This is a genomic window from Synechococcus sp. R3-13 (genome assembly GCF_047462195.1).
In the GTDB taxonomy this organism is placed as follows: domain Bacteria; phylum Cyanobacteriota; class Cyanobacteriia; order Thermostichales; family Thermostichaceae; genus Thermostichus.
The window spans coordinates 1-16,925 of sequence record NZ_JANSIO010000093.1 but is presented as its reverse complement, the minus strand read 5'-3'; the positions used below and the strand labels follow the sequence as shown (position 1 = coordinate 16,925).

The window sequence follows — 16,925 nt, the reverse complement described above, 5'->3', positions numbered from 1 at the left end:
CGGCCTTGAGGATGCCGCGAAACTCTTGGGCCTTCTGCTCCAGCGCCGCTACCAAATTGTCCAGCGTGCCCAGAAAATCCCGTCGCACCCGCAGCAGGGCAGCCAGACGAATGGCGGTGGGGATGACATCGTTGGTGGACTGGCCGTAGTTGACATGGTCGTTGGGGCTGACCCGCTCGTAGCGGCCCTTGGGCTCCCCCAGGATCTCCAGAGCGCGGTTGGCCAGCACTTCGTTGACGTTCATGTGGTGGGAGGTGCCCGCCCCCGCCTGGTACACATCCACCACAAACTGATCCCGCAGGGATCCCTGGAGGATCTCATCCGCCGCTTGGACAATCGCCTTGGCCACCTCTGCCGGAATGCACCCCAGCTCGCCGTTGACCTCCGCCGCCGCCTTTTTAATCAGCACGCAGGCCTCCACATACTCTGGCAGGGGCTTGAGGCCGCTGATGGGGAAGTTCTCCAGGGCACGGGCGGTCTGGATGCCGTAGTAAACCGACTGCGGCAGTTGCCGCTCCCCCATTGAGTCTCGTTCGCTGCGCACCTCAGCCAAGGCTTTTCCTCCCCCGTTCGCGGATCCTTGGGCTAGCTTCCGGCAGCCTTCTCTGAGGGTGTCTCGACGGCTGCAGATAAGTTTTGTAAAGTAGCCTGCAACTGCTGGCTGAGGCGCTCGTTGTTCTCTGCCAAGACCAACACCATGGCCGCACAGGCCAGATGCACCCCTGCTCGAAATTCCGCCGAAGACTTGTACTGGATCAGCGCCTCGCTATCCCCTTCCCGCGGGCTCAGGATGAGCTGAACCGACTTTTGGGCCAACTCTGTCAGTTCCCGTTCCGTTAAACCGAGCTGCACCGCTTCTGCCCTCCCTGCTGGCCGACAAACAACCTTTGATCCCATCAGGATCGCCACTTTGGTATCCTACCGCGGTTGTTGCCCCAATCTGGCAGGATCCCCAAGTGAGCGGGCCTTGACAACTCTTGATAGCTCTAGAAGGAGGTAGAAAATGCCGGTTAGTATAGGTGCAGCATGCCTTAGCCTGCGGGCCGATAGCCGACTTTGATTGGATAAGTTCAAATCCACGGGTCGGCACTGCTCCTAGGGGGCTTGCTTCTACTTAGCATGGGTTTTGTGCTGTTCATTTCGTTCAGAGAGGAAAACTTGACCGTAGAGCGTCCACCTGACCGCTTCCCCCGCAAGCAGCGCGCAGAGCTGCCGGCTATCAACGAGCGCATCCGCTTCCCCAAAATCCGCCTCATCGATACCGACGGCACTCAGTTGGGGATCATGAGCCCGCGCGAAGCCCTGCGCCTGGCAGAAGAAAAAGATCTGGACTTGGTCTTGGTGAGCGAAAAGGCCGACCCGCCCGTCTGCCGCATCATGGACTACGGCAAGTTCAAGTTTGAGAAGGAGAAGAAAGAACGGGAGGCCCGCAAGAAGCAACACACTGCCGAGATCAAGGAAGTGAAGTTTCGCTACAACATCGGCGAGCACGACTACAACGTGCGCCTGCGCAGCGCCCAACAGTTCTTGGGGGATGGAGACAAGGTGAAAGCCACGGTGATGTTCCGCGGTCGTGAGGCCCAGCACGCCGAGTTGGGGGAAGAATTGCTGCACCGCTTGTTCAAAGACTTACAAGAAGTGGCGGAAATGCAGCAGCCTCCCCAAAAGGAAGGGCGAAACATCACGATGATTCTCTCTCCCAAAAAATCGGTCTGAGGAGGGATCCCACCTATGCCCCTTGCGGCTGGGGATCCCGCTCCTGAGTTCACCTTGCCCGATGCCGAGGGCAATCTCATCAGCTTGAGCCAGTTGCGGGGCCAGCGGGTGGTGCTCTACTTCTACCCACGAGACAACACTCCCGGCTGCACCCGAGAAGCCTGCGGCTTTCGGGATGCCTACGCTGACTATCAAGCCCACGGCATCGCCATCTTGGGGGTGAGCGCCGACGATGCCCGCTCCCACCAGAAATTTGCCCAGAAGTTCCGGCTCCCTTTTCCGTTGTTGGTGGATGAAGGAGGCAAGGTGGCCAGTGCTTATGGCGTCTTTGGCCCGAAGAAGTTTATGGGCAAAGAGTACAACGGCATTCACCGCACCACGTTTGTGATCGATCCGGAGGGGAAGATCGAGGCCATCATCACCAAGATCAACGTGGAAACCCACGCGGCGGAGCTGCTCAAGCAATTGACTGGTTCATAGCTTCCCGGCTGGGAAGAAACTGGCCATTCGCCAAAAGCGGCGATTCTGGGAGGAGATTTCCATGCTAGGGATAAAGGTGCTGAGATTTCCCTTGGGCTGGGGCCGTGTCCCGACGCAGCCGTACCCTCAAGTCGATTCACGACAGCTACCAAATGTTGGGTTTGGCCGGCCAAGGGCAGTACGGGCGTGTATTCTGTGCCCGTCCCCGTCAAGGAGGAGACCTGGTGGCCCTGAAGGAGCTGCCGGCGGAGCGCTTTCCCACCCAAAATCTACTGCGGGAGCTGCGCCATCTGCTCACCCTCAACCACCCCAACATTACCCGCTGCTACGCCCTCGAACATGCCCGCGAAGGTCGCTACCTGGTGTTGGAGTACTGCGAGGGAGGCACGCTGCGGGAGCTGATCGACCAGGTGGAGCAAGGGCTGTGGCTGCCGGTCAAGCAGGTTTTGGGCTTTGTGGATCAGATTTTGGCCGGGTTAGATCATGCCCACCGGCAGGGGGTGATCCACTGCGATGTCAAGCCCGAGAACATCCTGCTCAAGCCCACGCCCCAGGGCTGGCAACTGAAGCTGACAGACTTTGGCATTGCCCGCCACTCCCAGCCTCTTCCCGATGAGATCAGCGCCACCGGATCCCCTGCCTACATGGCCCCGGAGCGGTTTTATGGCCAGTTCAGTCCCGCTTCCGATCTCTACGCGGTGGGGATCATCCTGCTGGAGCTGTTGACAGGCCGGCGGCCTTTTTCCGGATCCCCCGGCCAGTTGATGCACGCCCACCTCAACCAGCCGTTTGTCTGTCCCGAAGGGATCCCTGCCCCGCTGCGGGAGGTGCTGGAGATAGCCCTACGCAAGTTGCCCTTGCGGCGGTTCCGCACTGCTGCCCAAATGCGGTCGGCTTTGGCGGTGGTTGCCCAAGAGTGGCAAGAGCCGGCCAGTTGTTGGGTTGGCCCTCGCCTGCCCAGATGGCCGCCCCCTGGGGTACAGGTTTGGGATCTGCCGGATCTGGGCTCTGTTGACACTGGCGGGATGGAGTTCCTGGCCGAGCAAAAGTTCTGCATCTGCGAGGATCCCAGCGGCTCCAGATCCCCGCTGCTGTTGCGGGTGACCCCCCAGAGGCTGGAATGGCTGGAGCTCCAGAACCTTGCCCTGGGATCCCCTGCTTTGGCCCGTTTTTCCCTGGACGAGCCAATTCGGGCGGTGCTGCCCTTGAACACCTTCCCGGAAGCCCTGGCCTTCTCCCGAAGCAGCCTTTTGCACCTCAGCCCCAGCCGCATCCGCACCTTGCTCAGCTTTGAGGAGGATTGGCAGGCCACCTGGCTGGCAGAGCGACAGGAGCTGGTCTGGGCCACCGCCCAAGAGTTGGGGGCCGTACAATGGCAGCCGGCCACGTCGACAGGAACACAGCCTTTCCCCGATTCCCGCTGCTATTTTCGTTGGCCTTGGCAGGGATCCCTGTCCCGCTTGCTGGCCCTCTCGGAGCATCTGGTTTTGTTGACAGGTGTGGGGCAGCAGTGGGTGGAGATGAGCCTCTTGCCCTATCCCAAGGGACACCATCCCACTGTCGCGACCGGTTGGTCTCTGCAGACGGGATCCCAGCCCATTCGCTATCGCCTGCCCTTGGATCCCCAAGGGGGGGTGATCAGCTTGGGAGAACGGTTGCTCTTTGCGGCAACAGATGAGGGAAGGGAAGGCCAGCAAGGTTGCTGCCCCTATCTCCACTCGGTGCAGGTGAATCCGCTGCGGGTGCGCCGCTGGTTCTTGAAAGGGCAACCTGTCCAGATGGCCAAGGCCCCTTGGGGCGTGCTGCTGCTGTGTCGAGAGGGCGAGCAATCCACTTCCCTCTGGCTGTACAGTGAAAAAGGGGATCCCTTGGCCCAAGTAGCTGTGCCTAACGGCTCACAGGTGTTGCAGGTGGGCCAAAGAGGCAAGGTTTGGCTGCAAGTGCCCAAAGCAGAAAAGCCCCCCCAGTTCCAGCTTTGGCAATTGGATCTGAACCGCTTGCCGGTGAGCGGACAGCCTTCCCAGGTGATACTGTGCAATCCAGCGATCTAGAGTTGCGCCAAGGACTCCGTCCCGCTGTCGCGACCGGACTCGGCCAGAACCGCTATCAGCCCTAAGATCAAGTTTGAAGATCAAGTTTGGCCAGATGCCCGGCCAGCTCTGCTGGGCTGTGGACCAGGGGAGTGGTGATCTGTCCAGCCTGTTGGAGAACAAGCATGAGTCAGTATCTGCCGGAACCTGCTGCTGTGGAAGAGGATCCCAGCTTGTTGGTAGAGCGGCTGCGCCGCAAAGAGGGCCGTTGGTTGGATTGGGCCAAAGCATGCCAAACCTTGCAACAACAGAAAATGACCCCGCAGGCCATCTTCGAGGCGACGGGGTTTGAGCCCATTCACCAAAACCAGATCCTTGTTGCGGCCCAGGTTTACGAAGGGATGGCCAAAGCAGGAGCCAGCCCAGAAGTTCTGGGGCATTTTGCCCATAAAGGCAGCGATATCCTCTACGAGTTGCGCATTCTCTCTCCACAGGATCGGGTTCGGGTGGCGGAATTTATCTTCAGTCGCCATTTGAATGCCGCTGATGCTCATGAGATCGCCCGCGCCGTGAAAAATTATGCCCAGCTCCAACAGCTTCCGGAAGGGTTTACGGATCACCCCGGCGATGCGGTAGCCTATCAAGCCTGGAGAACGGCCCAGCAAACCCGCGATCTGCAGGAGCGAACTCGGGCTATCGGTCGAGCGTTTCAGTATGTCCACAGTGATACAGCCCGCCGACAGGTGGAGCAGCTCTTGTCCACGATTGCCACCAGCTCCCGCCCCCAACGCAGCGTTTTGCCCAAGCTGTCCGTGTTTCGCTTGGAAGAAGATCTGCCGCGACTGCTGCCGGTGGCCGGATCCCTGCCTCTTGCAACTGCCGCCTGGGAAGGGATCCCCCCCAGCGAGCCGCAAGGGCCCTTTGGCTGGGTCAACAGCCCGGCGGAGCAGACTTGGATGGCCTTGCCTGCTTGGCCGGTGATTCAAAAGGCCGGGGATCCGGTGATCCTTCAGGTGGAAAACCGGCTTTTGGGATCCCTGTTGGGTTTGCCGGTGCCTGCCGGTGAAGAACAGGATCCGGTTTTGCTGGTGGTCGATCGCGCCGCTCGGGTTTGGGAGGGAGCTCAGATGGCGGGATTTTTCCTGGTGGATCGGGCCGGATCCCTGGCGGTGGAGTGGATAGAAGACTCGCCCTCCTCTCCCCTGTTGGGCCAGGTGCTGATGGCCGTGCGCCCCCCGCGGGTTTTCGATGAGGTGCTGGCTCAGGATCCCTGGCAGTTGGAAGAATAGGCGTTGGGATCCCGCCGTTGTAGCCATTCGTGCTAGTGGTGCAGAGCACCGCGCCTGGACTCGCCCCCATGGCCTCACCCATGGCCTCAATTGAGCAAGGCCAAGTTATCCCGGTGGACGGCAGTATCAACCCCTTCGTAGCCCAGGATGCGGGGAATCTCGGCGGTTTTTTTGCCCTTAATCTGCCGCAGCTCCTCGGCGCTGTAGTTCACCAGGCCCCGCGCCACCTCCTGGCCGCTGGGATCGCACAGGCGCACGGCAGCCCCCGCCTCAAACTCCCCAGAAATGGCTGTGATCCCTGCCGGCAACAGCGAGCGCCCTTGCTCGCACACCGCTCGTACCGCCCCCTCATCCAAAGTCAAAGATCCCTCGGGGATGAGGCCGTAGGCAATCCATCGCTTGCGGGCGCTGGCGGGCTGAGGAGCCGGATCAAAGCGGGTGCCGATGGCCTCGCCGGCCAGAATTGCCGGGATCTGCTCAGGCCGTTTGCCATTGGTGATCACCACCGTTACCCCTGCAGCTGTAGCAATTTGAGCAGCGGTCAGTTTGGTGGCCATGCCGCCGGTGCCCCAGCCGCTTTTCCCCTGGGCTTCGGCCTTCACCTGTAGCGGGATCCCGGGCAACACCCGCTCAATGGGCTGGGCAGAGGGATCTCGGTTGGGGTCAGCCGAATAGAGCTTGTCCACATCGGTGAGCAGGATAAGCCACTTGGCCTGCACCATGCTGGCCACTAGCGCCGAAAGCGAGTCGTTATCGCCGAATTTCAGCTCCTCCACTGCCACCGTGTCGTTTTCGTTGACGATGGGAATAACCCCCATCTGCAGCAGTTGGGCAAAAGTGCGATTGGCGTTCACGTAGCGGCTGCGCTCCACCAGATCGCCGCGGGTGAGCAGCACTTGGGCAATTGGCTGGTTCAGAGCCGAGAAGAGGTCATCGTAAAGGCGGATCAACCGCCCCTGTCCCACCGCAGCCACCGCCTGCTTCTCGGCAATAGCCGTCGGTCGTTGCCGCCAGCCAAGGCGAGCACAGCCCACCCCCACCGCCCCAGAGGAGACCAAGATCACCGCATACCCCTGCCTGCGCAGGTGGGTCAGCACCTCCACCAGCGGCCCCAACACCGAAAGACGCAACAAGCCGGTCTGAGTATCTGTCAGGCTGGAGGTGCCGATCTTCACCACCACCGTCACGTCTGTTGTTGCCATCGCCGCTCTCAACCCATCCTCCCACCCATCTATTCACCATAGCGGAGCCAAGATGCGGCTGTATTGGTCGTCGCTTGCCCTCAGGGTCACCACAGGCGAGAATAGAACAGAGAAAGCCGTCCTCAAGCTCACCTTTTTTTGTCTGCCTGTGAATCCTGTTCGCACCCTCTCCGCCACCAAAGCGGCCTTTTTCAGCGCCTACCCTCGCCCGATCAACGCCGTCTATCGCCGGGTGGTGGAGGAGTTGTTGGTCGAGCTGCACCTGACCACCGTCAACAGCACCTTCATCTACGATCCGTTTTTTGCCTTGGGGATGGTCACCCTCTACGACGGGCTGATGGAAGCCTACCAACCCCCCGAACAGCGAGAAGCCATTTTCAACGCCCTCTGTAAGGCTTTGCACCTCAAGCCGGAGGTGTTGCGCAAGAATGCCCGCGATCTGCTGGAGTTGATGAGCAGCGGGGATCCCCGTCAGAGACTGGATCTCCTTTGCCTCAAGCCAGAGGCGGAAGATGTGGGCGGGTTGAAAGCCATTTTGGAGCGCATGACTCAGCCGCCCTATGCCTACAGCCGGGTCTTGGCTGTTGGCCTTTATACAGCCTATGAAGCCGTGGCCAAGTCCCTTTACAAAGAAGCGGAAGAGCGCACCCGCCGCTTTTTGGAGGATGTGGTGGGCAAGCTGCCCTTTTCGGCAGAGCGGGTGAAAAAGGATCTGGAGCTCTATCGGAGTAGTTTGGATCGCATGAAGCAGGCGCGGGCTGTGGTCGAGGAGATGGTGAAAGCCGCCCGACGCCAGCAGGAACGCCGCCAATCCGCCGCCTCTTTGCCCGAGACTTCCCTTGCCGACCCGAGCGAGCCCAGCAGCTAAAGGCAGGCCCTAAGCCAAATACCGAGCCCAGGTTTCCACCACCTCGGGGGATCCATACCAGCGCCGTCCACCCCGACCGGAATGGTAACAGTCGGGCAGGGTGAGATTGACAGCCCCCTGCAAGTGGGCAGCCTCGATGGGGATAATGCCATCGCCCCACAATTCCCCCTGTCCAGCCGTGAGCCAATAGCTGTTGTAGGCCAGCCAAGCCAGATAATCCTCCTGTCGCCACAGGGATCCCAGGCCCAAGCGCCGCCCCTGAATGGCTCTGCCCGCCACGCACACATAGTTCACCTCGGGCCAAAAGGCCCCCGGATAGTGGGTGTTGACAAAGTCCAAATTGCGCTTCGTCCAGCGCTCCCGGCTGATGTGAGGGGATCCCAGGCTGATCAGCGTAGCGACGTGCTCCCGCCCCTGCCACACCTGTCCCCCGTAAGGCACGGATCCCAGGTAGATGCGGGCAATCCAGCCGCCGGCGGAGTGGGCCACCAGGTTAACCCGGTCAACCCCAAACTCAGCGCAGGTCTTTTGGATGGCCTCTCGCAGCGCCCACAGGATGGGAGTGACGGGCCTTCCCCCCAGCGTGGGAAACCAACTGCGCACCCGTAACGGCACCACCCGTGCCGCATAGCCGCGGGCTTCCAGCTCTTGACGCAAGGGCTCATACTCCGACGCGCCCGCCAGATAACCGGGCAAAATCACCAGAGGAGCCATACGCTAGCGGGGATACCAGAACATGCCTTTGATCCCCTCGGGGTCGGGGGTGAAGCCCAGCCGCTCGTAAAAGCTGACCACCCCTTGATCGGCAAAAAGGGTGATGTTGCTGATGTCTTGGGCGCGCAGCTCTTGGATCACCTTTTCCATCAGCCGCTTGCCCAGACCCTTGCCCTGGAAATCGGGATGAACCACCACGTCCCAAATGGTGGCATTGAAGGCGTGGTCGGACGTTGCCCGGGCAAAGCCGATGAGGCGACGATAGCTGCCCCGCTGCTGCCACATCGACACCACCAAAAAGCTGTGCTGCAGGGCTTTTCTCACCTTGGGAATGGGACGACGCGACCATCCCACCGCATCGCAGAGCTCCTCCAGCTCGTACAGATCCAAGTTGGGATCCAAGCTGAACAGGATGGACTCGCCCTGTACCGCCACCACTTCCTGACGGTCGCGACTGCGCTGCGCGGCAACATGACCAGCTTTGGCCGTCGTTTTTTGCGCCAACTCTTTCGTCGAAGCGGCCCCTGCTGCCCCGAACAGGCCCTTCCAAAAGCTCATCGGATGTCTTCGTGGAGTGAAAGCCCCCATCTGATCAGGTAGGCGTGTCCTCAGTATAGCCAGGATTGGCAGCGGGAATAGCTGAATCTGCATAGGTGCTTCCGCGCAGGCTTGGGACAGGTCTTTATCGGAAACTGAGAGTGGAAAGTCTGGGCGCTAAAAAGTCTATGGCTCCTCCCGGCACCGGCACTCTCGTCAATACCCTCGCCATCTTGGCGGGGAGCGGCCTTGGTTGGGGAGTAGGTAGCCGCCTGCCCCAGCGAATGAGCCAAACCCTTTTGCAAGCCATGGGATCCCTGGTGCTGGTCTTAGGGATCCAAATGGCCCTCACCCTCGGCAGTGCCGCCCAAGCGGTAACGGTTTTGGTTGCTCTGATGTCAGGAGCTGTGCTGGGGGAGTGGATTGACATCGAGGCTGCTTTTGAGCGGATTGGCCAGGCCCTGGAAAAGCAGGTAAGCCGTTGGCTGGGCCCCAACCCGATTACCCGTGCCTTCGTCACCACCAGCATCCTGTTTGTGGTCGGCCCCATGACCCTGCTGGGATCCATCCAGGATGGATTGGGGGATCCCTCGCTGTTGTTGGTGAAAGCCGCTTTGGACGGGATCGCCACCCTCGCCTTCACCGCCAGCCTTGGCTGGGGCACCCTATTTTCTGCGGTGCCGGTGCTCCTGGTTCAGGGGGGAGTGGCTTTGTTGGCGCGGCAGTTGCAGCCTCTGTTGCGCCCAGACCTGATCGCCGCCTTGGAGGCCACCGGTGGGATCCTGATCTTGGGCATTGGCCTCAACCTGCTCGGCCTGGCCCGCCTGCGGGTGGCCAACTTGCTACCGGCTTTGGTGATCGTGGAGCTGCTGGTGGGGTTTTTCCCCGTTTGGGATCTCCACTTCTAGGTTTCCAGGTCGGTTGGGAGGTAGAAAGGGTCAGAAACCGCTTAATGGCCGGCGGTTAACTGGGATCCAATCTCTGATGACCCCCGATAGTCTGAAAGAGCTACTCAACCACACCACCAGAGAACAGTTGGTGCAGGAAGCCCTACGAGCGGAACGTTCCAAAAGCTACTTGGCTTTTCAAATGCTTTCGAATTTGCTTTCTATGAATCCCCCCGAAGGGGGGACTTGCGGACAGCAGGCGTTAGGCAAGAGCGGTTGACTACCCCGCCGCTACAGGCAGCATAGTGCAAAGCCGCCCTGGAAGGACGGGGCTTTAAACCCAGTTTTTTGGTTAAGCTTGATGACGACTCTTTCCCAGGCATCAATGCCGGGGCTTGCACGCCAAACTCTCGGTGAAGCTTTTGCCAGTAATTTATAGGCAATTGCAAATCAGGATGCAACCAGCCCCCAGCAACTCAGTAGGCCAAGCCCATGCTGCGGGTGGTTTCGGGGCCAAGGTAGACTCGGATGCTCAGAAAATCGGTGGGACAAGCGGTTTCACAGCGTTTGCAGCCAACGCAGTCTTCGGTGCGGGGAGCGGCAGCGATCATCCCAGCTTTGTTTTTTCCCTTCCAGGGCACCATCTCCAACACGTCGGTGGGACAAGCCCGCACACACTGAGTGCAGCCGATGCAGGTGTCGTAGATCTTGACCGAGTGAGCCATTAGCGTTCTCCAGTCGAGCAGGTTGAAACGTTAAAAAAAGGTTTACCGAATCGGCATGGCAGCAACATCGCTGCGCCAGTGCCCTCAGTGTACTGTAGTCCTGGGAAGCCTCCAAAATCTCCGATCCAAATGTTCAAACAAATTTACATCCGGTGGGCCAATGGGAAGGTTGCTGGGGTTGGGCTAGGATCGGCCTGAAGATGACAGGACAAGGGATCCCGAACATGGGGCGCTCGGTGCAAGATTGGCGAAGGCAAACTCAGGGCAATCTGCGTCGTCTGGGGCCAATTTTGCTGGAGATCTTCGAGGAGAACAGGCCTCGCCTGCGCCAATGGGATCAGCAGCTCACCGATTGGGTGCGCAGCCGCCGCTGGGGGGTGGATCCGTCTCTGCCCAAGGTGGCTATCTATGTCCTGGGCGCAGTGGTGATCCTGGCGATCCCACTTCTCACGTTTGTGGCTTTGGGGGCCTTTCTGACCTTTCTGGGTGTCCAAATTGTCCAAAAGTGGTCACAAGGGGATCCCGCTCGCCAAACTCAGCGCCGCTATCTGCGCAGTGCTGACGCGGATGATGATGACTTTGATCTGGATTGAGAAAGGGGCTGCGGGGAATGGGCGGGCTAACTGTCCGCCGACCGTTGGGGCTCCTGGGAGTCTTGCTGCATGCCCAAGCGTTGTTTGACCTGTCTGATCACCTTCTGGTGAGAGCGGTTTTCCAGCCTGTTTAGGCCGATGGCGCCGGCCAGGATCCCCAACTGCAAGGCCAAGCTGGGCAAGGTGGTGTTCAAGTCCCGTCCCGCCAGGGCTCGAAAGAAAAACACAAACGCCCCGATGGTAGCCGAGAACCCCACCGCCAAGTAGATGAAGCACCGCAAGCTGCGATAGGGAGCGGCCAGCTCCGTCAACAGCCTCACTTGCTCCGCTGAAGAGGGATCCCGGCGTTGCGACAGGGGCGATCTTGGCTTGGGATCGGAGTCTGCCATTGGCTACACCTCCTCAGGCAACAAGAGGGGCTCCCGACCGGAAACCCCCGCCAAAACGGCTTCGGCAGCGCGGCAGGCGGCCAGAATATCTCGCTCTTCCCCTCCCAAGTACACGCGGCCAAAGCTACCGAAAGGCATCACTTCTAGGATGTTGATCTGGGCAGATTTTTCTGCCTCGTTGGCAGCCAGGGGGGCATAGCCTGCCGGTTGCACCTCCAGGATGTAGAGGGTTTGGCCAGCCAGGAGCATTTGGCCACGGCGGGAACGGTTAATCAACTGGGTTTGGTGGGGATCGATGTTGCGGATGATCTGGCTGGAGATGATGCGGGGCTTGAGGCGCTCCTGTTCACTCACCCCTAAGGCAGCCAGAATCGCCCGTCCGGCGGTGCGGGTATCCCCTTGGTTGCTGGAGTGTACTTCCAGAAGGCCGTAGAGGCGTTCCACCACCTGCAGCCCCGGCCTCACCGAGGTGGCCTTCAGGGCAATATCCATAACGCGGTTGATCTCGATGCCGGGGGAAATCTCGACCCACAAAGAAGTGTCCCCAGGCAGGGGCAAAAAGCCGTAGGCTACTGTGCCCAGATAAGCAGCATACTGGGGTTGCAGCCGATCCAAAAACACGTAACTGCGAAGGTCGATCCCCAAAAAAGTCCTCCCTTTGGGCTCGGTTGGATGGTGAGCTGATGTCGATCTATTCTTTACTATTCTTATTCTTCTCCAGCCTCATCGCAGCTCTCGGGTCCTTGGGCGGGCCGACCAACCTTCCAGCTCTACAGGTCACCCTGAGCCACCACCTTCACCGTTGTCAGGGCTTCCACGTCGATGGGCCCGCGCACGTGCAGCCGCTGGGTAGAAATGCCCAAAGACAGGTCGCGAAACGCTCCCAACGTGGGGATCCCAGCTCCCCGGCCTGCTGAGAGGGGGGAAGTGTTGATGTGGATCAGGGCGGCATCTACTTCCTGGAGAAAGCGTTGGGCCGCCGATTGGCTATCGGTGAGGATCGTCTCCGATTGACGGCAACCATTTTTGTTGATCCAGGCGATCGCCTCCGTCAGGTCGGCAATGGGCTGCAGGCGCAGATGAGGTCGTTCCGTCGAGTCAAAGCCTTCCCCAAGCGGCTGGAGCTGCGGGAACTGCTCTAGGATGGGTGCTGCTGCCTGTACAGCGATCCCGTGACCCAGCAAGTCCTCCACCAAGGCGGTCAGATGGTTGGCGGCCCAATCGGTGTGGATCAGCAGCCAGAGGGTGAGGGGCTGATAGATAGGGATCCCTTCTGAGCCGTACTGGGCCAGGGGATCCAACAAAGCCGATTTGACCAAGGGCCAAGGGGCAGTGCGATCCAGATAGATGTGGCCGTAGCCCAAATGGGTAGCCAGAGTCGGCACTTTGCTGGCCTGCAACAGGAACTCCACCCAGCCGGGGCGACCGCAGGGAATCACCAGGTCGAGGTAGCGGGTTTGCTGTAACAACGGCAATAGTGGGGAATCTACTTGGGGATCCGCCGTTTGGTCTTGGGCGGGCAAGGTTTGAATGGCCCCTTCCGGGATCCCGTGCTCATAAGCCGTCTCTGCCAACAGGTTGACCATAGCCTGGTGGGTTTTCTGGATGGGACCGCTGCTGGCCAAAATCACGCCATTTCCTGTTTTTAGGCACATGCCAATGCCATTTAAGGCAAACTCGGGGTAGATTTCGTAGACCAGAGCGATCAACCCCAATGGAACGCGGTAGCGGCCAATAAACAGGCCATTCTCCTGGCGGTGCCCTTTCTCCAGCTTGCCAATGGGATCCGGCTGCTGGGCCAGGAGAGTCAGCAACTGGGCGGATCGCTGTAGGCGCTCGGGGGTGAGCTTCAGGCCGTTGAGGATCCACTCCGGTACGGTTTGCTCGCGGCAACTTTCCAGGTCAAGGGTATTGGCTTCCAGGAGCAGATCGGAGCGCTCCAGCAAACACCGCGAGAGAGCCAGCAGGGCCTGGCGCTTGATTTGGCTGCTCAACCGCTGCAGTTGGGGTAGCAAACGGCGTACCTGTCGCAGAGTGGTACCTAAGTCAAAGTCTGAACCGAAATCTGTCACTTGAACTTCTCCCGCCTAGCCCATCAGAGACAGATCCGCCGCTTTCTCCAGACCACTGCTAACACTGCTAACAAGAAATGGTTGAATCCACAAGTGTCAGGGCTGCCGACTCTAGAAACCGGTTGCCGGATCAGATCTCGTAAGTCTCAGGGCCGCCGCAGCAGCAGGATCGCCATTACCATCAGCAGCGTTAGCAACAAGCCGAGAATCATGAACCAACTGAGCAACTGGGTTTGGGTCGGGAAGAGCACTGCGCCGATGAACCCAACCGCCAAGACAATGCCCAAGCTGAGGGTGAGGCCCAAGAGCGCGGATCCCTGTAGGGTGTTTTCCCGCCGCAACACCCATTGGTAGCCGTTCCAGAACCACATTTTGCGGTAGGGATAGGAAACGGCCAGTTGCTCGATGTACAGGCGGTCGGGGGTGATGGCAAAAATATGCTGGCAACGGCTACACCCGAAGGCTTCGGTTAGGGTGATCAGGCGTAACTGACCTTGGTGGCAGCACGGGCAGGGGTAAATTTTGGCGGGCTCAAGGGTCTGAGCGACACGCGAGGCTGATTTTTGACGGGGAGACTTGCGGGGAGAAGAGAACGCCACAGCTCTCAGCCGGTGAGAAGTTGGGATCCCTCACATCCTATCTTCAGGAAAGCGGAGTCAAGCCACCCAGAGATGGTGGACGTAGCGCCAGGTGAGGATTTGGTTGAGGGCAAAAAAAATGAAAGCCAGCAGCCCATATCCCAGCTTCAAGGCGACACCAAGATAGGGCCGCATCCGCTGGGGGATGAAGCTGAAATCGGTGTGTTTGGCCCAATGCACCAACGCCAGCACCTGCACGATGTGAACCGGCAGGCAATAGCGGCTCATGCTTCGCTGGCCCAGGGAACTCACGGCAGCCGCAGCGATGTAAAACATGGCCCAAGCAGCCAGGTGAAATCCCAACCGCTCCCGCCAACATTGGCTTTTACCCACCATAACTCCTGCCGCATCCATCAAGCCTGTAACAAGCAGGGATCCCAAGGTGAGAGGGACAAACAGTTGACTGGCAGAAATTCCCCATCCTCCATCTCTCAAAGCAGCAGAAGAAGAGAATAGGGACTGCCAATAGCCAGGGGAAAAGAGGTGGGTATAAGTGTGAGCTTGAAGAATGGCCAGGTAATTGGGAGAACTGGAGCCAAAATAGGGCTGCATTTCCATGTAGAGATCCCAGCGGCCAAAGCGAAGCTGACAATAGAGGAAAAAGCCCAGGCCACCCAACAGAGCCAAGCTCGCTGCCATACTCGTCCAAAACCAACGGCGGGCTTGGGTTCTCTCCCCCGCTTTCAGGAGATTCAAAAAAGGGAGCAGCGCCACCGGCAAGCCGACAATCCGAGTAGCACTCATCACCAAGCCGTGGATCCCAGCTAAGAGCATTCGCCGAGGGGAGTCCAAATAAACTGACCAGTAGAAAAAGCCCAACAGGCTGGCCATAAACAAAGATTCGCTGTAGCCCACGACCAGGTAAAAGCTGGTGGGATAGATGAAAATAATCAAGCTCGCCAAAATTTGCCAGAGCGGGGAGACTTGCCACCTGCGGTAAAACAGGAAAAGGTAAACCCACATCAGCCAGCAAAAGAGCTGAGCAGTTAGGTAAAGCCCCAGTTCAGGGTCAACTCTCAAAAGGCGGCTGATTCCGGCCACCGCCAGGGGATAGCCGGGGAAAAAAGCCACGTTGCTCTGCTCATAGGCAATCTTGTCAAAGCCCACAAACTGGTACCCTCGCCGCGTGATGCCGAGATACCAATGGCTATCCCACTGAGTTAGGCCCTTGAAGATGGAAACATAATCGCTCTCCTCACTCCAGAGGAAGATCATAAAGATCTGCAGCACTGTCAAGGCCAAACTGGGCAGCAAGATTTGCCCTAAGAAAGGGGCAAGGTACTGCCGACCTCGCTGCAACAGATGACTGAGAGAAAAGCTCATCGCTGAATCGTTAAGGGTGAAGATGGCACTTTGATTTCTTCTTGGTAATCATCTTGGTAATCATCGGCAAGGTTCACCTGCCAGAGGTCGTGGTTCCTTTTTGATCTCCACCCTAAGGCCCTGTGGATTCCTTGCCAAAATCTAGGACTTTTGAGATACCGCTTGGTTCAATTGACACCCTCTAAGAGTGAGAGTGTAAATATATTATAAAACGGCTCTAGAACAGGTCGAGAAACTTCCCTACCATCGGCCAATTCCCTGCCAAACCCCAGGACAATGAGGGGAGAAGAGAAAGGTTAGACTGGTGAGGCTGCGGCTGGAGGCTGGCCTGTGCTGTTGACCAAGGGCTTTGAGGTGGAAATGTACACCGGCACCGCCGCCGGGGAAGTGGTGGGCTTGTCGGATCGCATTTGCCAAGCTTTGCCAGGGTTTGTGCGAGAGCCGGATCGGCGCAACGTGGAGTATATCACCCCTCCCCTTCGCCGCTACGAAGACCTGCTCTGTGCCTTGTTGCGGCCTCGCCTACAGTTGCGGCAATTTTTGCGCCGTCTTGGCCCTTACACCCTTCTGCCAGGGAGCACGCTAGCTTTGGGCGGCAGCGACCACTTCGAGCGGTCGGATCCCGGCAACCCCTACCACGACTACATCGAGCGCACCTATGGCACGCGGGTGGTAACTGCTAGCATTCACATCAATGTTGGCCTGCCAGGTACCGAGGCCATCTTCCGGGCCTGTCGCCTGCTGCGAGCGGAAGCATCTCTCTACCTAGCTCTGAGCGCTTCCTCTCCTTTTCTGGACGGACGGGTGACGGGATCCCACTCCAGCCGTTGGCAGGTGTTCCCCAAAACGCCGGCTCAGGTGCCCTTCTTCCGGGATCACGCCCACTACATTGCCTGGATCCAGGAGCAGCTAGCCTTGGGCACCATGCAGAATGTGCGCCACCTGTGGGCCTCGGTACGGCCCAACGGCCCGGAGCGGCCCTACCACCTCAACCGCGTGGAGCTGCGCATTTGCGATCTGGTGGGGGATCCGGTAATGGTTCTGGCGATTACCGCCTTGGTGGAAGCCCGTCTCTGGCAGTTGCTGGCCCAGCCGGAAGCGCTGGATCCCTTGCGGGGGCCCTTTACCCCAACAGAGCTGGAGAGCCTTTGCGAAGCCAACGAGCAGGCTGCTGCCCGAGAATCGCTGCAATCTCGTTTGGTCGATTGGCAGACAGGCCGGGAACGGGCGGCCCAAGAGTGGATCGAAGAGCTGCTGACCGAAGCTTGGCGTATTGGCCAACCTCAAGGCTTGGGCTGTTTTCTAGCTCCCTTGCAAACCCTGCTCCACCAGGGCAATGAGGCCCAACGCTGGCTGAAGCAAGTCAACCAGGGATCCACACCTGCCCAGGTGTACCAACAGGCCATCCAGGAGCTGGCCGAACAAGACCGAGAGAGCATGACTCTAGTCAATAATAAGCTCA

General features: G+C 59.2%; 19 protein-coding genes. 8 read left to right on the top strand and 11 right to left on the bottom strand.

Features of this window, described 5'->3' with window-relative positions; all coding sequences use genetic code 11:
- Both NW856_RS03185 and NW856_RS03180 read right to left on the bottom strand, forming a co-directional pair.
- A partial coding sequence (locus NW856_RS03185; protein WP_414399050.1) for a lyase family protein occupies positions 1 to 544 on the bottom strand: 544 nt, incomplete at its 3' end.
- Between the two features lie 41 nt (positions 545 to 585).
- Entirely contained in the window at positions 586 to 897 is a 312-nt protein-coding gene (locus NW856_RS03180; RefSeq protein WP_011432176.1) for a hypothetical protein, read from the bottom strand.
- A gap of 261 nt (positions 898 to 1,158) precedes the next feature.
- On the opposite strand from NW856_RS03180, the gene infC reads away from it, so the two are divergent.
- From infC to raf1, 4 genes are all read left to right on the top strand, one after another.
- Positions 1,159 to 1,716, top strand: coding sequence for a translation initiation factor IF-3 (infC, locus tag NW856_RS03175; protein WP_011432175.1), 558 nt, complete (start codon positions 1,159 to 1,161; stop codon positions 1,714 to 1,716).
- A 15-nt stretch (positions 1,717 to 1,731) separates the two neighbouring features.
- On the top strand, positions 1,732 to 2,196 hold the full coding sequence (gene bcp, locus NW856_RS03170; RefSeq protein ID WP_414399049.1) for a thioredoxin-dependent thiol peroxidase: 465 nt from the start codon (positions 1,732 to 1,734) through the stop codon (positions 2,194 to 2,196).
- Between the two features lie 104 nt (positions 2,197 to 2,300).
- Positions 2,301 to 4,247 (top strand): serine/threonine-protein kinase, encoded by a 1,947-nt coding sequence (locus NW856_RS03165; RefSeq protein ID WP_414399048.1) that lies wholly within the window; start codon positions 2,301 to 2,303, stop codon positions 4,245 to 4,247.
- 164 nt (positions 4,248 to 4,411) lie between these two features.
- Positions 4,412 to 5,515, top strand: coding sequence for a RuBisCO accumulation factor 1 (gene raf1, locus NW856_RS03160; protein ID WP_414399047.1), 1,104 nt, complete (start codon positions 4,412 to 4,414; stop codon positions 5,513 to 5,515).
- Positions 5,516 to 5,601: 86 nt separating this feature from the next.
- Here raf1 and proB read toward each other — a convergent pair whose 3' ends face one another.
- Positions 5,602 to 6,717, bottom strand: coding sequence for a glutamate 5-kinase (gene proB, locus NW856_RS03155; RefSeq protein ID WP_041436197.1), 1,116 nt, complete (start codon positions 6,715 to 6,717; stop codon positions 5,602 to 5,604).
- A gap of 52 nt (positions 6,718 to 6,769) precedes the next feature.
- Here proB and psb29 point away from each other — a divergent pair, with 52 nt between their 5' ends.
- Complete coding sequence (gene psb29, locus NW856_RS03150; protein WP_414357195.1) at positions 6,770 to 7,585, top strand: photosystem II biogenesis protein Psp29; 816 nt, start codon at positions 6,770 to 6,772, stop codon at positions 7,583 to 7,585.
- Positions 7,586 to 7,594: 9 nt separating this feature from the next.
- Here psb29 and NW856_RS03145 read toward each other — a convergent pair whose 3' ends face one another.
- Together NW856_RS03145 and NW856_RS03140 are read right to left on the bottom strand one after the other, a co-directional pair.
- A complete protein-coding gene (locus NW856_RS03145) occupies positions 7,595 to 8,299 on the bottom strand; it encodes an esterase/lipase family protein (RefSeq protein WP_414357197.1) in 705 nt (234 codons plus the stop codon).
- 3 nt (positions 8,300 to 8,302) lie between these two features.
- Positions 8,303 to 8,857: a GNAT family N-acetyltransferase gene (locus tag NW856_RS03140; RefSeq protein ID WP_414357199.1), complete on the bottom strand. Its 555-nt coding sequence runs from the start codon at positions 8,855 to 8,857 to the stop codon at positions 8,303 to 8,305.
- 167 nt (positions 8,858 to 9,024) lie between these two features.
- Here NW856_RS03140 and NW856_RS03135 point away from each other — a divergent pair, with 167 nt between their 5' ends.
- The gene (locus tag NW856_RS03135) at positions 9,025 to 9,744 is read left to right on the top strand and encodes a DUF554 domain-containing protein (RefSeq protein ID WP_414374952.1); all 720 of its coding nucleotides are present in this window, start codon (positions 9,025 to 9,027) and stop codon (positions 9,742 to 9,744) included.
- Positions 9,745 to 10,199: 455 nt separating this feature from the next.
- Here the strand turns inward: NW856_RS03135 and psaC are convergent, their stop codons facing one another.
- A complete protein-coding gene (gene psaC, locus NW856_RS03130; RefSeq protein WP_414350136.1) occupies positions 10,200 to 10,448 on the bottom strand; it encodes a photosystem I iron-sulfur center protein PsaC in 249 nt (82 codons plus the stop codon).
- A 200-nt stretch (positions 10,449 to 10,648) separates the two neighbouring features.
- Here psaC and NW856_RS03125 point away from each other — a divergent pair, with 200 nt between their 5' ends.
- Positions 10,649 to 11,041 carry a hypothetical protein gene (locus NW856_RS03125; protein WP_414381253.1) on the top strand — a complete coding sequence of 131 codons (393 nt, stop codon included), beginning with the start codon at positions 10,649 to 10,651 and terminating at the stop codon, positions 11,039 to 11,041.
- A gap of 26 nt (positions 11,042 to 11,067) precedes the next feature.
- Here NW856_RS03125 and NW856_RS03120 read toward each other — a convergent pair whose 3' ends face one another.
- From NW856_RS03120 to NW856_RS03100, 5 genes are all read right to left on the bottom strand, one after another.
- Positions 11,068 to 11,430 (bottom strand): DUF3493 domain-containing protein, encoded by a 363-nt coding sequence (locus NW856_RS03120; RefSeq protein ID WP_414399046.1) that lies wholly within the window; start codon positions 11,428 to 11,430, stop codon positions 11,068 to 11,070.
- A 3-nt stretch (positions 11,431 to 11,433) separates the two neighbouring features.
- Positions 11,434 to 12,075 carry a hypothetical protein gene (locus tag NW856_RS03115; RefSeq protein ID WP_011432202.1) on the bottom strand — a complete coding sequence of 214 codons (642 nt, stop codon included), beginning with the start codon at positions 12,073 to 12,075 and terminating at the stop codon, positions 11,434 to 11,436.
- A 125-nt stretch (positions 12,076 to 12,200) separates the two neighbouring features.
- Positions 12,201 to 13,502 (bottom strand): gamma-glutamyl phosphate reductase, encoded by a 1,302-nt coding sequence (locus NW856_RS03110; RefSeq protein WP_414399044.1) that lies wholly within the window; start codon positions 13,500 to 13,502, stop codon positions 12,201 to 12,203.
- Positions 13,503 to 13,648: 146 nt separating this feature from the next.
- Entirely contained in the window at positions 13,649 to 14,101 is a 453-nt protein-coding gene (locus NW856_RS03105; protein ID WP_414399043.1) for a hypothetical protein, read from the bottom strand.
- A 57-nt stretch (positions 14,102 to 14,158) separates the two neighbouring features.
- Positions 14,159 to 15,463 (bottom strand): mannosyltransferase family protein, encoded by a 1,305-nt coding sequence (locus NW856_RS03100; RefSeq protein ID WP_414399042.1) that lies wholly within the window; start codon positions 15,461 to 15,463, stop codon positions 14,159 to 14,161.
- A gap of 330 nt (positions 15,464 to 15,793) precedes the next feature.
- Between NW856_RS03100 and gshA the strand changes: the two genes are divergently transcribed.
- A partial coding sequence (gshA, locus tag NW856_RS03095) for a glutamate--cysteine ligase (RefSeq protein ID WP_414399041.1) occupies positions 15,794 to 16,925 on the top strand: 1,132 nt, incomplete at its 3' end.

Coding starts and splice junctions, on each gene's coding strand:
- NW856_RS03180 (WP_011432176.1), bottom strand. CDS start 897: ATGGGATCAAAGGTTGTTTGTCGGCCAGCAGGGAGGGCAGAAGCGGTG.
- bcp (WP_414399049.1), top strand. CDS start 1,732: ATGCCCCTTGCGGCTGGGGATCCCGCTCCTGAGTTCACCTTGCCCGAT.
- raf1 (WP_414399047.1), top strand. CDS start 4,412: ATGAGTCAGTATCTGCCGGAACCTGCTGCTGTGGAAGAGGATCCCAGC.
- proB (WP_041436197.1), bottom strand. CDS start 6,717: ATGGCAACAACAGACGTGACGGTGGTGGTGAAGATCGGCACCTCCAGC.
- psb29 (WP_414357195.1), top strand. CDS start 6,770: ATGCGGCTGTATTGGTCGTCGCTTGCCCTCAGGGTCACCACAGGCGAG.
- NW856_RS03145 (WP_414357197.1), bottom strand. CDS start 8,299: ATGGCTCCTCTGGTGATTTTGCCCGGTTATCTGGCGGGCGCGTCGGAG.
- NW856_RS03140 (WP_414357199.1), bottom strand. CDS start 8,857: ATGAGCTTTTGGAAGGGCCTGTTCGGGGCAGCAGGGGCCGCTTCGACG.
- NW856_RS03135 (WP_414374952.1), top strand. CDS start 9,025: ATGGCTCCTCCCGGCACCGGCACTCTCGTCAATACCCTCGCCATCTTG.
- psaC (WP_414350136.1), bottom strand. CDS start 10,448: ATGGCTCACTCGGTCAAGATCTACGACACCTGCATCGGCTGCACTCAG.
- NW856_RS03125 (WP_414381253.1), top strand. CDS start 10,649: ATGACAGGACAAGGGATCCCGAACATGGGGCGCTCGGTGCAAGATTGG.
- NW856_RS03120 (WP_414399046.1), bottom strand. CDS start 11,430: ATGGCAGACTCCGATCCCAAGCCAAGATCGCCCCTGTCGCAACGCCGG.
- NW856_RS03100 (WP_414399042.1), bottom strand. CDS start 15,463: ATGAGCTTTTCTCTCAGTCATCTGTTGCAGCGAGGTCGGCAGTACCTT.